The sequence below is a fragment of the Streptomyces sp. NPDC058653 genome, assembly GCF_042716895.1.
Taxonomy (GTDB): Bacteria; Actinomycetota; Actinomycetes; order Streptomycetales; family Streptomycetaceae; genus Streptomyces.
This window is the reverse complement of record NZ_JBHXRM010000009.1, coordinates 49790-68471: the sequence shown is the minus strand read 5'-3', so window position 1 is coordinate 68471 and position 18682 is coordinate 49790. Positions and strand designations below refer to the sequence as shown.

Annotated in this window: 11 protein-coding genes; 5 read left to right on the top strand and 6 right to left on the bottom strand. The window is 66.4% G+C overall.

Features of this window, described 5'->3' with window-relative positions:
- Positions 1-109: 109 nt before the first annotated feature.
- From tuf to rpsL, 4 genes are all read right to left on the bottom strand, one after another.
- Positions 110-1303 carry an elongation factor Tu gene (gene tuf, locus ACFWU9_RS10655; RefSeq protein ID WP_189107662.1) on the bottom strand — a complete coding sequence of 398 codons (1194 nt, stop codon included), beginning with the start codon at positions 1301-1303 and terminating at the stop codon, positions 110-112.
- Between the two features lie 165 nt (positions 1304-1468).
- The gene (gene fusA, locus ACFWU9_RS10650) at positions 1469-3598 is read right to left on the bottom strand and encodes an elongation factor G (protein ID WP_189107663.1); all 2130 of its coding nucleotides are present in this window, start codon (positions 3596-3598) and stop codon (positions 1469-1471) included.
- A gap of 38 nt (positions 3599-3636) precedes the next feature.
- A complete protein-coding gene (gene rpsG, locus ACFWU9_RS10645) occupies positions 3637-4107 on the bottom strand; it encodes a 30S ribosomal protein S7 (protein WP_023539364.1) in 471 nt (156 codons plus the stop codon).
- Positions 4108-4110: 3 nt separating this feature from the next.
- Positions 4111-4482: a 30S ribosomal protein S12 gene (gene rpsL, locus ACFWU9_RS10640; protein WP_003948652.1), complete on the bottom strand. Its 372-nt coding sequence runs from the start codon at positions 4480-4482 to the stop codon at positions 4111-4113.
- A 379-nt stretch (positions 4483-4861) separates the two neighbouring features.
- Between rpsL and ACFWU9_RS10635 the strand changes: the two genes are divergently transcribed.
- The 5 genes from ACFWU9_RS10635 (at position 4862) to ACFWU9_RS10615 (ending at position 10616) form a co-directional block, all read left to right on the top strand.
- The gene (locus ACFWU9_RS10635; protein WP_384316424.1) at positions 4862-5566 is read left to right on the top strand and encodes a Crp/Fnr family transcriptional regulator; all 705 of its coding nucleotides are present in this window, start codon (positions 4862-4864) and stop codon (positions 5564-5566) included.
- Between the two features lie 116 nt (positions 5567-5682).
- Positions 5683-6468 carry a hypothetical protein gene (locus ACFWU9_RS10630; RefSeq protein WP_384316422.1) on the top strand — a complete coding sequence of 262 codons (786 nt, stop codon included), beginning with the start codon at positions 5683-5685 and terminating at the stop codon, positions 6466-6468.
- Entirely contained in the window at positions 6465-8582 is a 2118-nt protein-coding gene (locus tag ACFWU9_RS10625) for a hypothetical protein (protein ID WP_384316420.1), read from the top strand. The genes ACFWU9_RS10630 and ACFWU9_RS10625 overlap by 4 nt, the downstream gene beginning before the upstream one ends.
- A 22-nt stretch (positions 8583-8604) precedes the next feature.
- Positions 8605-9621 (top strand): hypothetical protein, encoded by a 1017-nt coding sequence (locus ACFWU9_RS10620; RefSeq protein ID WP_384316418.1) that lies wholly within the window; start codon positions 8605-8607, stop codon positions 9619-9621.
- Positions 9618-10616 carry a M48 family metalloprotease gene (locus tag ACFWU9_RS10615; protein ID WP_384316416.1) on the top strand — a complete coding sequence of 333 codons (999 nt, stop codon included), beginning with the start codon at positions 9618-9620 and terminating at the stop codon, positions 10614-10616. The genes ACFWU9_RS10620 and ACFWU9_RS10615 overlap by 4 nt, the downstream gene beginning before the upstream one ends.
- 52 nt (positions 10617-10668) lie before the next feature.
- Here ACFWU9_RS10615 and ACFWU9_RS10610 read toward each other — a convergent pair whose 3' ends face one another.
- Together ACFWU9_RS10610 and rpoB are read right to left on the bottom strand one after the other, a co-directional pair.
- A complete protein-coding gene (locus tag ACFWU9_RS10610; RefSeq protein WP_189107666.1) occupies positions 10669-14574 on the bottom strand; it encodes a DNA-directed RNA polymerase subunit beta' in 3906 nt (1301 codons plus the stop codon).
- Between the two features lie 134 nt (positions 14575-14708).
- Positions 14709-18191, bottom strand: coding sequence for a DNA-directed RNA polymerase subunit beta (gene rpoB, locus ACFWU9_RS10605; protein WP_384316414.1), 3483 nt, complete (start codon positions 18189-18191; stop codon positions 14709-14711).
- Positions 18192-18682: the final 491 nt, after the last annotated feature.

The window sequence follows — 18682 nt, the reverse complement described above, 5'->3', positions numbered from 1 at the left end:
TCCCCCCCCCCCGCGGCCCCGCCGTCAGAGCCCGGGGGCCCCCCACACCCCCGGGGCGGGCGCCCCACTTCTTGGCTGCTCGTGCGGGAGCTACCAGGTCGATCAGCGATTACTTGCTGATCTTGGTGACCTGGCCGGCGCCCACGGTCCGGCCACCCTCACGGATGGCGAACTTCAGGCCCTCCTCCATGGCGACCGGCTGGATCAGCGCGACCGTCATGAGGGTGTTGTCGCCCGGCATGACCATCTCGGTGCCCTCGGGGAGGGTCACGACGCCGGTCACGTCAGTCGTACGGAAGTAGAACTGCGGGCGGTAGTTGTTGAAGAAGGGGGTGTGACGGCCACCCTCGTCCTTCGACAGGATGTAGGCCTGGGCCTCGAACTCGGTGTGCGGCGTGACCGAACCGGGCTTGATGATGACCTGGCCGCGCTCGACGTCCTCGCGCTTGATGCCACGGAGGAGCAGACCGACGTTCTCACCGGCCTGGCCCTCGTCGAGCAGCTTGCGGAACATCTCGATGCCGGTGACCGTGGTGGTGGTCTTCTCGGTCTTGATACCGACGATGTCGACGGTCTCGTTGACCTTGAGCACACCGCGCTCGATACGGCCGGTGACGACCGTGCCACGGCCGGTGATCGTGAAGACGTCCTCGATGGGCATGAGGAACGGCTTCTCGACGTCACGCTCGGGCTGCGGGATCGACTCGTCGACGGCCTTCATCAGGTCGAGGACGGTCTGGCCCCACTCCTTGTCGCCTTCGAGCGCCTTGAGCGCCGAGACCTTGACGACCGGCAGGTCGTCGCCCGGGAACTCGTACTCGGAGAGGAGCTCACGGACCTCGAGCTCGACGAGCTCGAGGATCTCCTCGTCGTCCACCATGTCGGCCTTGTTCAACGCGACGACGATGTACGGCACGCCGACCTGGCGGGCCAGGAGCACGTGCTCCTTGGTCTGCGGCATCGGGCCGTCGGTCGCGGCGACAACGAGGATGGCGCCGTCCATCTGCGCCGCACCCGTGATCATGTTCTTGATGTAGTCCGCGTGACCGGGGCAGTCGACGTGCGCGTAGTGACGCGACTCCGTCTGGTACTCGACGTGCGCGATGGAGATGGTGATACCGCGCTGGCGCTCCTCGGGAGCCTTGTCGATCTGGTCGAAGGCCGAGGCCTCGTTCAGGTCCGGGTACGCGTCATGCAGCACCTTGGTAATGGCGGCCGTGAGGGTCGTCTTACCGTGGTCGATGTGACCGATGGTGCCGATGTTGACGTGCGGCTTAGTCCGCTCGAACTTCGCCTTCGCCACTGGGGTCCTCCTGGAGTGGTTCTGTACGCCTTACTCATCGGCGCCAGGTGATCTTTGCTGGGATGCCGGGGCCCGGGGCACCGGACACTCGCACGGTCTCCCGTACGCGTTGTCCGGCGGCCCCAGGGCTTGCCGGTGACAAGCCTAAAGCGTGCTCGGGACGAGCTACTCGCCCTTGGCCTTCGCGATGATCTCCTCGGCGACGTTCCGGGGAACCTCGGCGTAGGAGTCGAACTGCATCGAGTAGCTTGCGCGACCCGACGTCTTGCTGCGGAGGTCTCCGACGTAGCCGAACATCTCCGAGAGGGGCACGAGGCCCTTCACGACGCGAGCGCCGCTGCGCTCCTCCATGGCCTGGATCTGGCCACGGCGGGAGTTGAGGTCGCCGATGACATCGCCCATGTAGTCCTCGGGCGTGGTGACCTCGACGGCCATCATCGGTTCGAGAAGCACGGGCGACGCCCGGCGGGCACCGTCCTTGAACGCCTGCGAACCGGCGATCTTGAAGGCGAGCTCGGAGGAGTCGACCTCGTGGTAGCCACCGTCGAGAAGGGTGACGCGCACGCCCACCATCTCGTAGCCGGCGAGGATGCCGAACTGCATGGCCTCCTGCGCACCCGCGTCCACCGAGGGGATGTACTCCCTGGGGATACGGCCACCGGTCACCTTGTTCACGAACTCGTAGGTCGCGTCGCCGCCCTCGATGGGCTCCAGCGCGATCTGCACCTTCGCGAACTGGCCGGTACCACCGGTCTGCTTCTTGTGCGTGTAGTCGATACGCTCGACGGCCTTGCGGATCGTCTCACGGTAAGCGACCTGCGGCTTACCGACATTCGCCTCCACGCGGAACTCGCGCTTCATGCGGTCGACAAGCACTTCGAGGTGAAGCTCGCCCATACCACCGATGATGGTCTGGCCGGTCTCCTCGTCCGAGTGAACCTGGAAGGAGGGGTCCTCCTCCGCGAGGCGCTGGATGGCGACACCCAGACGCTCCTGGTCGCCCTTGGACTTGGGCTCGATCGCGACCTGGATGACCGGCGCCGGGAAGTCCATGGACTCCAGGATCACCGGGTTCTTGTCGTCGCTCAGCGTCTCACCGGTGGTGGTCTGCTTCAGGCCCATGACGGCGACGATGTCACCGGCGCCCACCGACTCGATCTCCTCACGCTTGTTCGCGTGCATACGGTAGATCTTGCCGATGCGCTCCTTCTTGCCCTTCACGGAGTTCAGCACCGCGGTGCCGGCCGTGAGGCGACCGGAGTAGATCCGGACGAAGGTGAGCTTGCCCAGGTGCGGGTCGCTCGCGATCTTGAAGGCGAGGCCGGCGAACGGCTCGTCGTCGGACGGCTTGCGCCTGACGATCTGCTCCGGGTCCTTGACGTCGTGGCCTTCGATGGCGTCGACGTCGAGGGGGGAGGGCAGGTAGCGCACGACCGCGTCGAGCAGGGGCTGGACGCCCTTGTTCTTGAACGCGGTCCCGCAGAAGACGGGCGTGACGGTGACGGAGTCGGCCGCGCCCTTGGAGGCGAGCGTGATACGGCGGATCGCCGTGTGCAGCTGCTCCTCGGTGGGCTCCTGGCCCTCCAGGTACAGCTCCATCATCTCGTCGTCGTTCTCGGACACGACCTCGAGAAGCTTGCCGCGCCATTCCTCGGCGGCCTCGGTGTGCGTGTCCGGGATGTCGACGACGTCGTACATCTCGCCCTTGGTGGCCTCGGCGGACCAGACGAAGGCCTTCATCGACACGAGGTCGACGACGCCCTTGAAGTCGGCCTCGGCACCGATCGGGAGCTGCATCACGATCGGGACCGCGCCGAGGCGGTCCGAGATCATGTCGACGCAGCGGTGGAACTCCGCGCCGGTCCGGTCGAGCTTGTTGACGAAGCAGATACGCGGCACGCCGTAGCGGTCCGCCTGTCGCCATACGGTCTCGGACTGCGGCTCGACGCCCGCCACACCGTCGAACACGGTGACGGCGCCGTCGAGGACGCGGAGCGAACGCTCCACCTCGACGGTGAAGTCGACGTGACCCGGGGTGTCGATGATGTTGATCGTGTGATCGACATCGTCGAGCGGCCAGTGACAGGTCGTCGCGGCAGACGTGATCGTGATGCCGCGCTCCTGCTCCTGCTCCATCCAGTCCATCGTGGCAGCGCCGTCGTGGACTTCACCGATCTTGTAGCTCACACCGGTGTAGAACAGGATCCGCTCGGTGGTGGTCGTCTTGCCCGCGTCGATGTGGGCCATGATCCCGATGTTGCGGACCTTGGCCAGGTCAAGCGAAGTGGTGGCCATGAGGCTCAATCTTCTCTCGGTCTCGATGTGGGCGCCGGCTACCAGCGGTAGTGCGCGAAGGCCTTGTTGGACTCGGCCATCTTGTGCGTGTCCTCACGCTTCTTGACCGAAGCGCCGAGGCCGTTGGAGGCGTCGAGCAGTTCGTTCATGAGGCGCTCGGTCATGGTCTTCTCGCGACGGGCGCGGGAGTAGCCGACCAGCCAGCGCAGCGCGAGGGTGGAGGCGCGACCGGGCTTGACCTCGATCGGCACCTGGTAGGTGGCGCCGCCGACGCGGCGGGACTTGACCTCGAGCGAGGGCTTGACGTTCTCAAGCGCGCGCTTCAGCGTGATGACCGGGTCGTTGCCGGTCTTCTCGCGGAGGCCTTCCATGGCGCCGTAGACGATCCGCTCGGCGGTGGAACGCTTGCCGTTGAGCAGAAGCTTGTTGATCAGCGACGTGACAAGAGGAGAACCGTAGACCGGGTCGATGATGACCGGGCGCTTCGGGGCAGGGCCCTTACGAGGCATTGTTTACTTCTCCTTCTTGGCGCCGTAGCGGCTGCGGGCCTGCTTGCGGTTCTTGACGCCCTGGGTGTCCAGGGAACCGCGGATGATCTTGTAGCGAACACCCGGCAGGTCCTTCACACGGCCACCACGCACGAGCACGATGGAGTGCTCCTGCAGGTTGTGTCCCTCACCCGGAATGTAAGCCGTGACCTCGATACCGGAGGTCAGCCGCACACGCGCGACCTTCCGCAGGGCGGAGTTGGGCTTCTTCGGGGTGGTCGTGAACACACGCGTGCAGACGCCCCGGCGCTGAGGGGAACCCTCGAGGGCAGGCGTCTTGTTCTTCTCGACCTTGTCCTGCCGGCCCTTCCGGACCAGCTGCTGGATCGTAGGCACTACTTCTCCGGTTTCTGTGTGCCGTCGGTGAAACTAACCTGGAACACTCCCCGACCCACGCGGTCGGGTGTGTCGGATACTGCAAGATCCCGCTGGAGGCGAGGAAAGCGCAGATCGCGGTGGCCTTTGTCCGAACTCACCATGCGGTTGAGGACACGCACAGGAGCCCAGGCACACCCCAGGCACAAGGTCTGAGCGTACCTACCTCATCGACTCCGGTCAAAACAAATGCCGACAGGCCCGGACGCCACCGGCTTCCCAGCCCAGGAGGGCTTGTCAACAGGGCACTCTTGCCTGTTCCCGCCCTGACGGATGCCCACTTCAGTACGTTGATCCCTGAGGCCTGGACGAGAGGCCTGGACGAGGGACGGGAGGCGCGATGGTACGGGTGCCGACTCCCGGCGACGACGGTCTCGACGACCGGGTCCCTTACCTGGCCCGGCTCGAAGCCACTGAACGTGAGGGGTTGCTCACCCTGGGGCGCGAGATGCGGTTCGCGCGTCGCGCGGTACTGCTGCGCGAGTTCGAGCCGTCGGCCCACATCCTGCTGGTCCTGCAGGGCTGGACCAAGGTCACCACCACCGCGCCCAACGGATATGTGATGCTCCTGGCCCTCCGTGGCCCCGGGGACATCATCGGCGAGTCGGCCGCTCTCACCGGAAGGCCACGCTCGGCCACCGTCACCGCGCTCGAACCAGTCCGGGCAGCAGTGATCGACCACGACGGATTCCGGAAGTATCTGGCGGAGTACCCCGAAGCCATGCTGCAACTTCTCGGCCTCGCCAGCGACCGCAGCCGAGCCGGCGACCGCAGACGTCTGGAGTTCGCCTCGCTCACCGTGCGTGAGCGCCTCGCCGCTCTGCTGCTTGAGCTGGCCAGGACCCACGGCCGCACCATCCCGGAAGGCATCGAACTGGCCGTACCGCTGAGCAAAATGGAACTCGCGGGTTCCATCGGCGCCTCGCGCGAGATGGTGCAGCGCCTCTTCAAAGAATTACGTGAGCGCAAGGTCATCATGACCGGCCGACGCACTTTGATCATCCTGCGCCCGGATGTTCTGCGCCGGGTGGGCGGAAACGGCTGAAGGTCCCGACCGCGTCTGTGCACACGGTCACACTTCGTCAGAGTCATACGCCCTCACCGCTCAGTCCCGGTTCCGGTCAGTCTGTCGTCGTTCGGCAAACCGACCGAGAGGCGACCATGAACACCCCTGTGAACCGCACGATTCTCCTCCTCGACATCGAGCGCTACAGCGACCGCGACGACATCGAGCAGTCGTTCCTGCGCCGGATGCTCTACGACATCGCCGATCAGACCCTGGACGCCGCAGGCATTGACTCCGCCCAGCGACTGCGCGCCGACCGTGGCGACTCGGTGATGGAACTGATCGACGCCAACGCTCCGGTGAGCGTTCTGCTGCGCACCCTGCTCGCCGAGGTACCGGTCCAGCTGCGCAAGACCAACCGCATGGCCTCCAGCAGCGCACAGATCCGGCTGCGCGCCGTCCTCGCGACCGGGTACGTCACCATTGACGCCCACGACGGTTGGGTGGGCTCCGACCTCAATCACGCCTGCCGCCTACTCGACGCGCAACTGCTGCGGGACGCTTTGCGGGAACGTCCCGACGACTTCGCGCTCTGCGTCTCGGACTCCGTACACCAGGGGATTGTGCGACACGGCCATCCCGGTATCCGGCCGGAGGACTTCCACCACATCGCACCCGGGAGCAAGAACGGCCGGCTCTCCGCGTGGCTGCACGGGCCGGCTCCCGCGTCCGAGCCGGCTCAGACGGGCAGTGCGCGGACCGTGGAGTCGGAGCCGGACGCGCCCGACGTGAGCGGTGCGCCGGTAACGGGAAAGCCGACGGAACCGCAATCACCCGTCGGCACGCGGATCATGGGGGACCAGTACGGCATCGCCGGCGGCACCAACCATGGTGACCTCAACTTCTCCTTCGACAGGACCCCCCGGAAGGACCGGCCGTGAGCGCGGCGCAGCCGGAGACGGCGAGCGACGACACGAAGCCGACGGGGGCCGAAGAGGAAGAGAAACAGGAGAAACAGGAAAGGACGGACGCGGCCCCCGAACAGCGGCCGCCGGCCTGGGCTGCCAGGCGAGATCTCATCGAACACAGCCCCGGGAATCTGGCCGGAAACCTTGTCCACGGCAATCAGTACGGCCTGACCGGCGGTGGCGAGGTACACGGCAACCTCAACATCCAGATCGGCGGAGACCGCGAGACGCCCGCCCTGTCCGGCGAAATCCCGGCGGACTCCCTTGCCCGGATGTCCGTCACCTTCGTGGAGAGCGCGCTCTTCGCCGAGGCACTGACCCGCCTGCGCAGCGAACGCGTACTCGTCCTCTCGGGCGGAGACTCCACGGGTCGCCGCTCCGCCGCCCTGATGCTGCTCCACCGGCTGGGTGTCGAACATGTCCGCTCCATCGATTCCACCACATCACCGGTGGCGGTACGCGATCTCCTCGGCGTCCCCGCCGGATTTCTGCTGGCCGACATGTCGGTGAGCCGGACCCGGCCGCTTCGGGAGACCCATCTGTTCGCCATACGAGAGCAGTTGGCACGCGTTGACGGCCATCTGGTCATCACGGTCACCGAGTCCGCCACCCGGCGCAACCTGGCGCACCTGGCCTGGGAACCGCCCTCCTGCGAAGACGTACTGGCGGCGCATGTCCGTTCGTGTCAGGGTGCGTCAGGTTGGGAACAGGTCCGGGACCTAGCGGCGGTACGCGGCTTCCTCGATGAGGATCACACCCCTGGGGAGGCGGCGGACTTCGCGCAGCGGCTTCTCTCGGTGATCGCCGGCGGAGCCACCGAGGAAGAACTCTCCTCCTACGGAGCTCAGTCCGCACAGACGCAGGTCGAGTCCTGGCTCACGGACGAGGGCACACATCTGCGCGACAAGGCATTCCTCATCTCGCTGAGCGTCTTCGACGGGGCGCCGTACGCTCTCGCGGCGGAACTGTCCGACAGGTTGTTCCGTCTTCTCCACGCCACCGAGAATCCGGCGATACGTGAAGGCGTGCCCGTGTTCGGTAGCTCGCGCCGCGCCCGCCTCGGTCTCGCCCGAGCGCGCGGCTACCACGAGGCCGAGCTGACCGCGTGGGGCCCCGTTGACCAGTACATGGCCGCCTTCAAAGACGACACCCTGCCGACCCGGCTGCTGGACACGGCGTGGATGCTCTACCCCTCGGCGCGCGCCGCCCTCGTCTCGTGGCTCCGGGAACTCGCGACCGACCCCAGACCTCTCGTCCGCACCAGAGCCTCCGCCGCGGCGGCGGTACTCACCAAGTCCGATCTCTCCTCCGGACTGGCACATCTCGTCGAACCGTGGGCCAGAGGCAGGAGTTACGCCGCCCGGCTGGCCGCCGCCAACACCCTCACACTGGCCCACCTTCTGCGAGCACCGGCCATTCCGGAGATCCTTCACGACTGGTGTGTGGGCGAGGACGAGAACCTCCGGTGGACGGCCATCCGTGCATACGGGCTGCTGGGACCCGCCCTTCCCGAGAAACCGTTGAACGCGCTGATCGCCGCCACCCGCGAGTACTGCCGCAAGAGGGACCGTACGAAGGATCCCGAAGAGGACGAGATGAACGACGAGCTGCTGGAGCTGATAGAAGCCGTCCAACTCCTCCTGCTCTCCGCCCGCAGCCCTGTGCTGGCCAAGCTGTCCGACCTGGCCCGTGACGAGCCTTCGCTTCGCGGCCCCTTGCTCGGTGCCTTTCTGCTGGCCTGCGAGCAACGAGGGGACGAGGCCGGGCCGCACCCGCTCGTTCTGGAGTGGTACGGCGGCGCTCTGGACGAATCGCCCTTGCAGTCAGACCAGTTGACGGTGCTCTGGCGCTTCGCACTTAACGACCGTCACCACACCGACCACGCCCTGGGAATCCTGGCTAGCTGGGTGAGACACGCGGAACAGACCCCGGTGGCGGAACCGGTGCTCGCCCGGCTGGTGACGGACCTCGCCCAGGAGCCGTCGGAGCGCCTGCGACTCGGACACCTGCTGCGGACCATGTCGAGCGCGGACGGTGGCCCTCCGCCGCCAGTCGCCGGGCGACTCCTGACAGCCGTTCCACGCTGAGCCCTCTGAGAAGGAGAATCCAATGACGGAGTCCAGTGGCCCGTCCGAGCCAACCTGGTCGGCCGACCGGCCGACCGGTCTCAAGGACCCGGTGCGGACCGTACGCCAGCTCTCACGCTTCGAGTACGCGAGGCGGCGTCCGCAGACCCATGTCGACCTTGCGCTCGTGTTCGTGACGGCTCAGGCCACCTACGACGTGTTCAAACCACCGCACAGGCCCCGCAGAAGCGATACCGCCGGCAAGCACTACGTCGCCCTCTACGAAGTGGACATGGCGCTGCACCACTTCAGGCTGGAACTCCCTCTGCCAAGTGCGGTGGACGCCTTCCCGTTCGAGGCCGTCGCCGACCTGACCTGGCAGGTCGTTGAGCCGGAAAAGGTGATCGGCTGCGGCGTCCGCGACGTGCCCGCGCTGCTCGGCCCTCGTCTCGGTCAGCTTCTGCGACAGGCAAGCCGTCTGCAGCCGATCGACACGGTCAGGGATGCCGAAGCCGCAGTCCAGCGGTCCGTCGACTCTGCGCCGCCGCTCGCCGAGGACGAAGGTCTCCGGGTGGGTTGCACCGTAAGCCTGCGAACGGACCAGGGGGAACGGTCGCAGAGCGAGCGGCTGCGCGTCGCCCGGCACGAAGCGGTCGCGGGTCTTCCCGAACACCGTGTCCGGATGGAGAGACTGCGCCGCGACCTCGAAGCACAGGAGTACGAGCGGAGGATCGCCGAGGAGAAGATCGCTTTCTACGAGCACCACTTGGCGAAGGGCGGCTTCGCGGCACTGGTGATCCACCTCGTCCAGCATCCGGAGGACACCGCACTGGTCGTGGAGAACCTCCGCAAGGACCAGAGCGAACTGGTTGCAAACCAGCTCCATTTGGTGGACAGGATTCTGTCGGACCACGGACTGGAGAGCCATCAGTTGGAGGGGCCCAAGAACTACGTGGTCGAGACCATCAACCGCGTACTGACGAATTCGTCCCCTGCCCCGTACACCGAGCCCACCTCCCCGCCGGAGTCAGGAACGGCGATCGAGAGGAGTCGGCCGTGACCGGCCCCGACCCCCGCTACCCCGACCAGGCGCACCGTTCGTACCACGAGCGTGAGCCCAGGGGCGACGGCGATCCGGAGACACTGGGACTCCACGAGGGCCGCATCCATATCACCGCCCGCCACCGCAGCGTGGACATGACCACGATCGGACACCTCGCCCTGCACATACCCAACGCGCTTCTCAGCCTCTTGATCGTGACCGGCCTGGCACTCGTCCTGGCGGAGCTGACAGCGCTGCCACTCTGGGTGTGGGTCGGACTGTGGGGCGCCAGCGGCGCTCTCGCCCTCGTTCGTCCGGTCGAGAACCTGCTGGCGCGGTTAATCTTCGGTCTGCACTACCCAACCCCCGATGAACTGACAAAATTACGGCCGCTGTGGCGCGAGGTGACCTCGCGGGCCGGCGTCGACGCCTCGGCGTACACGCTGTGGGTCGAGGAGAGCGCGGACATCAACGCCGCCGTGACCGGTGGACACATCGTGAGCGTCACACGCCACGCCTTGGAACGATTGCCGGACGGCCAGCTCGCGGCGGTCCTGGCTCATGAACTCGGCCACCACGCTGGCGGCCACGCATGGTCTGCCTCTATGACGTACTGGTACTCGTTGCCCGGCCGACTGGCCTGGCGCCTGGTTCTCAGGGGCATCCTCATCGCCCGCAGACGGTCACCGATCGTGGCCGAAGTGATCGTGCTGACGCTGGGGGCCGCAGCAGCCCTCGCGGTCGTTCTCACCAACGGCCTGGTCCTGCTGTGTGTAGCCGGACCGTTCCTGATCTCCGCCGTCGGCCGCCGCGCCGAGATGCGGGCGGACAGGTACGCGAGCGGGCTCGGTCTCACACCGCAGCTCACAGCTCTGTTCAGCGGACCGTACGCCGAGGAACCCTCACGTAGGGAAACCGGCGGAGCAGCTCTGCTGGCACGTCTACTCGCCTCGCACCCGGACAGTCGCGCCCGATTGCACGCACTCCACCGCCACACGTACGACCACTCGTGAAACGCCGAAGGGCGGCCACCCCCCAAGGGGTGGCCGCCCTTCGTATCGCTACTTACTGGTTGTACGGACCGTAGTCGTAGTCCTCCAGCGGGACCGCCTGGCCGGAGCCCGTGCCGAACGGGGAGTAGTCGATGTCGTCGTAGCCGACGGCCGAGTACATCGCGGCCTTGGCCTCCTCGGTCGGCTCCACCCGGATGTTGCGGTAGCGGGAGAGACCCGTGCCCGCCGGGATGAGCTTTCCGATGATGACGTTCTCCTTGAGGCCGATCAGGGAGTCCGACTTGGCGTTGATCGCCGCGTCGGTCAGGACCCTGGTCGTCTCCTGGAAGGACGCCGCCGACAGCCACGACTCCGTGGCCAGCGAGGCCTTGGTGATACCCATCAGCTGCGGACGGCCGGAGGCCGGGTGGCCGCCTTCCGTGACCACACGACGGTTCTCGGTCTCGAACTTCGAGCGCTCGACGAGCTCGCCCGGCAGCAGTTCCGCGTCGCCGGACTCGATGATCGTCACCCGGCGGAGCATCTGCCGGATGATGATCTCGATGTGCTTGTCGTGGATCGACACACCCTGCGAGTTGTAGACCTTCTGGACCTCGCCGACCAGGTGGACCTGGACCGCGCGCTGACCGAGGATCCGCAGCACGTCGTGCGGGTTGGTGGCGCCGACCGTGAGCTTCTGGCCCACCTCGACCCGGTCACCGTCGCCCACGAGCAGCCGGGCGCGCTTGGAGATCGGGAACGGCGTCTCCTCGCTTCCGTCGTCCGGGGTGACGACGAGCTTCTTCGTCTTCTCGGTCTCCTCGATGCGGACGGTGCCCGCGGCCTCGGAGATCGGCGCGACGCCCTTGGGCGTACGGGCCTCGAAGAGCTCGACGACACGCGGCAGACCCTGCGTGATGTCGTCGCCCGCCACACCACCGGTGTGGAAGGTACGCATCGTCAGCTGGGTGCCGGGCTCACCGATGGACTGGGCGGCGATGATGCCGACCGCCTCACCGATGTCGACCAGCTTGCCGGTGGCCAGCGAACGGCCGTAGCAGAAGGCACAGGTGCCCACCGCGGACTCACAGGTCAGGACCGAGCGGGTCTTGACCTCCTCCACGCCGGCCGCCACGACCGCGTCGATCAGGACATCGCCCAGGTCGACGTTGGCCGGTGCGATGACCTTGCCGTCCACGACGACGTCCTCGGCGAGCATCCGCGCGTACACGGACGTCTCGACGTCCTCCGCCTTGCGCAGGACACCGTCCTCGCCGCGCTCCGCGATCCGCAGCTTGAGGCCGCGGTCGGTGCCGCAGTCCTCCTCGCGGATGATGACGTCCTGCGAGACGTCCACCAGACGACGGGTCAGGTAACCCGAGTCGGCGGTACGCAGGGCGGTGTCGGCCAGACCCTTACGGGCACCGTGCGTGGAGATGAAGTACTCCAGCACGGACAGGCCCTCACGGAACGACGCCTTGATGGGACGGGGAATCGTCTCGTTCTTGGCGTTGGACACCAGACCACGCATACCGGCGATCTGACGCATCTGCATCATGTTTCCACGAGCACCCGAGTTCACCATCATGAAGATGGGGTTGGTCTTCGGGAAGTTCGCGTTCATCGCCTCGGCGACCTCGTTGGTCGCCTTGGTCCAGATCGCGATGAGCTCCTGGGTGCGCTCGTCCTTGGTGATCAGACCGCGCTCGTACTGCTTCTGGACCTTCTCGTCCTGGACCTCGTAACCCTGGACGATCGCCTTCTTCGCCTCGGGCACGACGACATCGGAGATGGCGACGGTGACACCGGAGCGGGTCGCCCAGAAGAAGCCGGCCGCCTTCAGGTTGTCGAGCGTCGCCGCCACGATGACCTTGGGGTAGCGCTCGGCGAGGTCGTTGACGATCTCGGAGAGCTGCTTCTTGCCGACCGAGTAGTCGACGAACGGGTAGTCCTCGGGCAGCAGCTCGTTGAAGAGCGCGCGGCCCAGAGTCGTACGCAGCCGGAACGGGTCGCCCTGCTGCCACTCGGCGTTGGTCTCGCCGTCCTCGCCGACCGGCGGGGTCCAGCCGCGCGGCGGGATGGTGCCCACCGGGAAGCGGATGTCGACCTTCGCCTGGAGCGAGAGCTCGCGGTTGTCGAACGCCATCGTGGCCTCGGCGCTGGAGCCGAAGGACCGGCCCTCGCCGATGACCTCGCGCTCCTCCTCGTCCGTGGTGAGGAAGAAGAGGCCGAGCACCATGTCCTGGGTGGGCATGGTGACGGGACGGCCGTCGGCCGGCTTGAGGATGTTGTTCGAGGACAGCATCAGGATGCGGGCCTCGGCCTGCGCCTCCGCGGAGAGCGGCAGGTGGACGGCCATCTGGTCACCGTCGAAGTCCGCGTTGAACGCGGTGCAGACGAGCGGGTGGATCTGGATGGCCTTGCCCTCGACCAGCTGCGGCTCGAAGGCCTGGATACCGAGGCGGTGCAGGGTCGGAGCACGGTTCAGCAGCACCGGGTGCTCGGCGATGACCTCTTCGAGGACGTCGTACACGACGGTGCGGCCACGCTCGACCATGCGCTTGGCCGACTTGATGTTCTGCGCGTGGTTCAGGTCCACCAGGCGCTTCATCACGAACGGCTTGAAGAGCTCCAGCGCCATGGCCTTCGGCAGACCGCACTGGTGCAGCTTGAGCTGGGGTCCGACGACGATCACGGAACGGGCCGAGTAGTCGACACGCTTGCCGAGCAGGTTCTGGCGGAAACGGCCCTGCTTGCCCTTCAGCATGTCGCTGAGGGACTTCAGGGGCCGGTTGCCGGGACCGGTGACCGGGCGACCGCGGCGGCCGTTGTCGAACAGCGCGTCGACGGCCTCCTGCAGCATCCGCTTCTCGTTGTTCACGATGATCTCGGGGGCACCGAGGTCAAGGAGACGCTTGAGGCGGTTGTTGCGGTTGATCACACGGCGGTACAGGTCGTTCAGGTCGGAGGTCGCGAAGCGGCCACCGTCCAGCTGCACCATCGGACGCAGGTCCGGCGGGATCACCGGCACGCAGTCCAGCACCATGCCCTTGGGGCTGTTGCTGGTCTGCAGGAACGCGGAGACGACCTTGAGGCGCTTGAGCGCACGGGTCTTCTTCTGGCCCTTGCCGGTACGGATGATCTCGCGGAGCCGCTCGGCCTCTTCGTTCAGGTCGAAGGACTCCAGGCGCTTCTGCAGAGCGGCGGCACCCATGGAACCGTCGAAGTACGTGCCGAAGCGGTCACGCAGCTCGCGGTAGAGCAGCTCGTCGCCCTCCAGGTCCTGGACCTTGAGGTTCTTGAAGCGGCTCCACACCTCGTCGAGCCGGTCGATCTCGCGCTGCGCGCGGTCGCGCAGCTGCTTCATCTCGCGCTCGGCACCTTCGCGCACCTTGCGGCGCACGTCGGCCTTGGCGCCCTCGGCCTCCAGCTCGGCCAGGTCGGTCTCGAGCTTCTTGGCGCGGGCCTCGAGGTCGGAGTCGCGGCGGTTCTCGACCTGCTGACGCTCGACGGAGACATGCGCCTCCAGCGACGGCAGGTCACGCGTACGGCGCTCCTCGTCCACGAACGTGATCATGTACGCGGCGAAGTAGATGACCTTCTCAAGGTCCTTCGGCGCGAGGTCGAGCAGGTACCCCAGCCGGGAGGGAACTCCCTTGAAGTACCAGATGTGGGTGACGGGAGCGGCAAGCTCGATGTGGCCCATCCGCTCACGGCGCACCTTGGCGCGCGTGACTTCGACGCCACAGCGCTCACAGATGATGCCCTTGAAGCGGACACGCTTGTACTTGCCGCAGTAGCACTCCCAGTCCCGGGTCGGGCCGAAGATCTTCTCGCAGAAGAGTCCGTCCTTCTCGGGCTTGAGCGTGCGGTAGTTGATGGTCTCCGGCTTCTTCACTTCGCCGTGGGACCAGGTCCGGATGTCGTCCGCGGTGGCGAGGCCGATCCGCAGCTCGTCGAAGAAGTTGACGTCGAGCACTTGTCGTCAATCCCTCTTTCGGGGTCGAGTCTCAATCAATGGTCTGAAGGGGGTCCCGCCCGAGCCCACCAGGGCGCGAGGGGAGGGTCCGGGAGGAGCCGGCCGCCCCGAGACAGGAGCGGCCGGACAACCCGTCAGACCTCTTCGACGCTGCTCGGCTCTCGCCGGGACAGGTCGATACCGAGCTCCTCCGCCGCGCGGAAGACGTCCTCGTCCGTGTCGCGCATCTCGATGGACATACCGTCCGAGGACAGCACCTCCACATTGAGACAGAGCGACTGCATTTCCTTGATGAGCACCTTGAAGGACTCGGGAATGCCGGGCTCGGGGATGTTCTCGCCCTTGACGATGGCCTCGTAGACCTTCACGCGGCCGGTCACGTCGTCGGACTTGATGGTCAGCAGTTCCTGGAGGGCGTAAGCGGCGCCGTAGGCCTCCAGCGCCCACACCTCCATCTCGCCGAAGCGTTGACCGCCGAACTGGGCCTTACCACCCAGCGGCTGCTGGGTGATCATCGAGTACGGACCGGTCGAGCGGGCGTGGAGCTTGTCGTCGACCAGGTGGTGGAGCTTCAGGATGTACATGTAGCCGATGGAGACCGGCTCGGGGAACGGCTCACCGGAGCGGCCGTCGAACAGGCTGGCCTTGCCGGAGGCCTTGACCATCCGCTCGCCGTCGCGGTTCGGGATCGTGGCCTCGAAGAGACCGGAGATCTCGTCCTCGCGCGCGCCGTCGAAGACGGGTGTCGCGACGTTCGTGCCGGGGGCGACCTCGTCGGCGCCGATGGCCTTCAGCCGCTCCATCCACTCGTCGCTGCCCTCGACCTTCCAGCCCTGGCTGGCGAGCCAGCCGAGGTGGATCTCCAGGACCTGTCCCGGGTTCATCCGGGACGGGACGCCGAGCGGGTTGAGGATGATGTCGACCGGGGTGCCGTCCTCGAGGAACGGCATGTCCTCGATCGGCAGGATCTTGGAGATGACGCCCTTGTTGCCGTGCCGGCCGGCGAGCTTGTCACCGTCGGTGATCTTGCGCTTCTGGGCGACATAGACGCGGACCAGCTGGTTCACGCCCGGAGGAAGCTCGTCGCCCTCCTCGCGGTCGAAGACGCGGACACCGATGATCTTGCCGGTCTCGCCGTGCGGCACCTTCAGCGAGGTGTCGCGGACTTCACGGGCCTTCTCACCGAAGATCGCGCGGAGCAGGCGCTCCTCCGGCGTCAGCTCGGTCTCACCCTTGGGCGTGACCTTGCCGACGAGGATGTCCCCGGCCGTGACCTCGGCACCGATACGGATGATGCCGCGCTCGTCGAGGTCCGCGAGGACCTCTTCGGAGACGTTCGGGATGTCCCGGGTGATCTCCTCGGGGCCGAGCTTGGTGTCACGGGCGTCGACCTCGTGCTCCTCGATGTGGATCGAGGAGAGGACGTCGTCCTGGACCAGCCGCTGGCTGAGGATGATCGCGTCTTCGTAGTTGTGGCCCTCCCACGGCATGAACGCCACGAGGAGGTTCTTGCCGAGCGCCATCTCGCCACGCTCGGTGGCGGGACCGTCGGCGAGCACCTGGTTCTCGACGACCCGGTCACCCTCGGAGACGATGACCTTCTGGTTGACGGAGGTGCCCTGGTTGGAGCGGGAGAACTTGGCGATGCGGTACGTGGTGTACGTGCCGTCGTCGTTGGCGATGGTGATGTAGTCCGCGGAGACCTCCTGGACCACACCCTCCTTCTCCGCCTTGATGACGTCACCGGCGTCGACCGCGCAGCGGTACTCCATGCCGGTGCCGACGAGCGGCGCCTCGGAGGTGATCAGCGGCACGGCCTGGCGCATCATGTTCGCGCCCATGAGGGCGCGGTTGGCGTCGTCGTGCTCCAGGAACGGGATCATCGCGGTCGCGACCGACACCATCTGGCGCGGCGAGACGTCCATGTAGTCGACGTCGTCGCCGGGGATGTAGTCGACCTCGCCGCCACGACGGCGGACCAGGACGCGCGGCTCGGTGAACCGCATCTCCTCGGACAGCGTCGCGTTGGCCTGCGCGATGACGAAGCGGTCCTCCTCGTCGGCGGTCAGGTAGTCGACGTCGTCGGTGACGACACCGCCGACGACCTTGCGGTACGGCGTCTCGACGAAGCCGAACGCGTTGACCCGGCCGTACGACGCGAGCGAGCCGATCAGGCCGATGTTCGGGCCTTCGGGGGTCTCGATCGGGCACATGCGGCCGTAGTGCGAGGGGTGCACGTCACGGACCTCGAAGCCGGCCCGCTCACGGGACAGACCACCAGGGCCGAGCGCGTTGAGCCGGCGCTTGTGGGTCAGACCCGACAGCGGGTTGTTCTGGTCCATGAACTGCGACAGCTGGCTGGTGCCGAAGAACTCCTTGATGGAGGCGACGACCGGCCGGATGTTGATCAGGGTCTGCGGCGTGATCGCCTCGACGTCCTGGGTCGTCATGCGCTCACGCACGACGCGCTCCATCCTCGCCAGACCCGTACGGACCTGGTTCTGGATGAGCTCGCCGACGTTGCGCAGACGGCGGTTGCCGAAGTGGTCGATGTCGTCGGTCTCGACCAGGATCTGGGTGCCGCTCTCGCCGACCGTCTCGGTCTCACCGGCGTGCAGCTTCACCAGGTACTTGATCGTGGCGATGATGTCGTCGGTGGTGAGCACACCGGCGTCCAGCGGCTCCGCGGCGCCGAGCTTCTTGTTCACCTTGTAGCGGCCGACCTTCGCGAGGTCGTAGCGCTTGGGGTTGAAGTAGAGGTTCTCGAGCAGCGTCTGGGCCGCCTCGCGGGTCGGGGGCTCGCCCGGACGCAGCTTGCGGTAGATGTCGAGCAGCGCGTCGTCCTGGCCCTGGGTGTGGTCCTTCTCCAGGGTGGCGCGCATCGACTCGTACTCGCCGAACTCCTCCAGGATCTGCTCGGTCGTCCAGCCGAGAGCCTTGAGCAGTACGGTCACGGACTGCTTGCGCTTGCGGTCGATACGGACACCGACCATGTCGCGCTTGTCGATCTCCATCTCCAGCCAGGCACCCCGGGACGGGATGATCTTGGAAGAGAAGATGTCCTTGTCGGACGTCTTGTCGATCGAGGAATCGAAGTAGACACCCGGCGAGCGGACCAGCTGGGTCACGACGACACGCTCGGTGCCGTTGATGACGAAGGTGCCCTTGTCCGTCATGAGCGGGAAGTCGCCCATGAAGACGGTCTGGGACTTGATCTCGCCGGTCTCGTTGTTGGTGAACTCGGCGGTGACGAAGAGCGGGGCCGCGTACGTGAAGTCGCGCTCCTTGCACTCGTCGATCGAGTTCTTCGGCGGCTCGAAGCGATGGTCGCGGAAAGTCAGCGACATCGACCCGGAGAAGTCCTCGATCGGAGAGATCTCCTCGAAGATCTCCTCCAGACCCGACTTCCTGGGGACGTCCTGGCCGCTCTCTAGAGCTGCCTCGACCCGCGCCTTCCAGACGGCGTTGCCGAGCAGCCAGTCGAAGCTCTCGGTCTGCAGCGCGAGGAGGTTCGGAACCTCGAGGGGCTCCTTGATCTTTGCAAAGGAGATGCGCAGCGGGGCGGTGCTGGCGCCGTTGTTCGTATTCGTGGTCGAGGCGTTGCGCGAGGCGGCCAAGAGGGGGTCCTTCCGAGGGCTCGGACTCACTACGCGCGTACCGGTCCCGAGCTGGACACACCGGATGACAGGCCTCAAAAGGGCTGGTCAGGCGACGATGTCTTGCATGGGGGTGCCCCTGGTGACGGGCAGGGAGCAGCTAACAGGCAGCGCAAAGGGTCAGTGTAGCCACTTGGCACACTGATGTCCAGGCCGGGTTTTGCGAGACCCTCGTTGTACTCAACACCTTGTCTCAACTGCGTTCGGACCCACGCCGTAGGCGCACATCGATCCTGCCCTCTTCGTCGCCGATCCATGCCTCGGATTCGGATCGATTATGGCGACGCGTCCTGAGAATTGCGCGCTGCGTGCGGTTCGTCAAGGCCCCCCGCCCCGTACGGATCGTCACCGGTCGTACGGAAGGCACGGCGATGATCACCATACTCGCAGCCGGACGAAGAGCAAGGAACCCCTCACGGCAACGGAGAAGGGCGGTCACCCGTCCGGGTGAC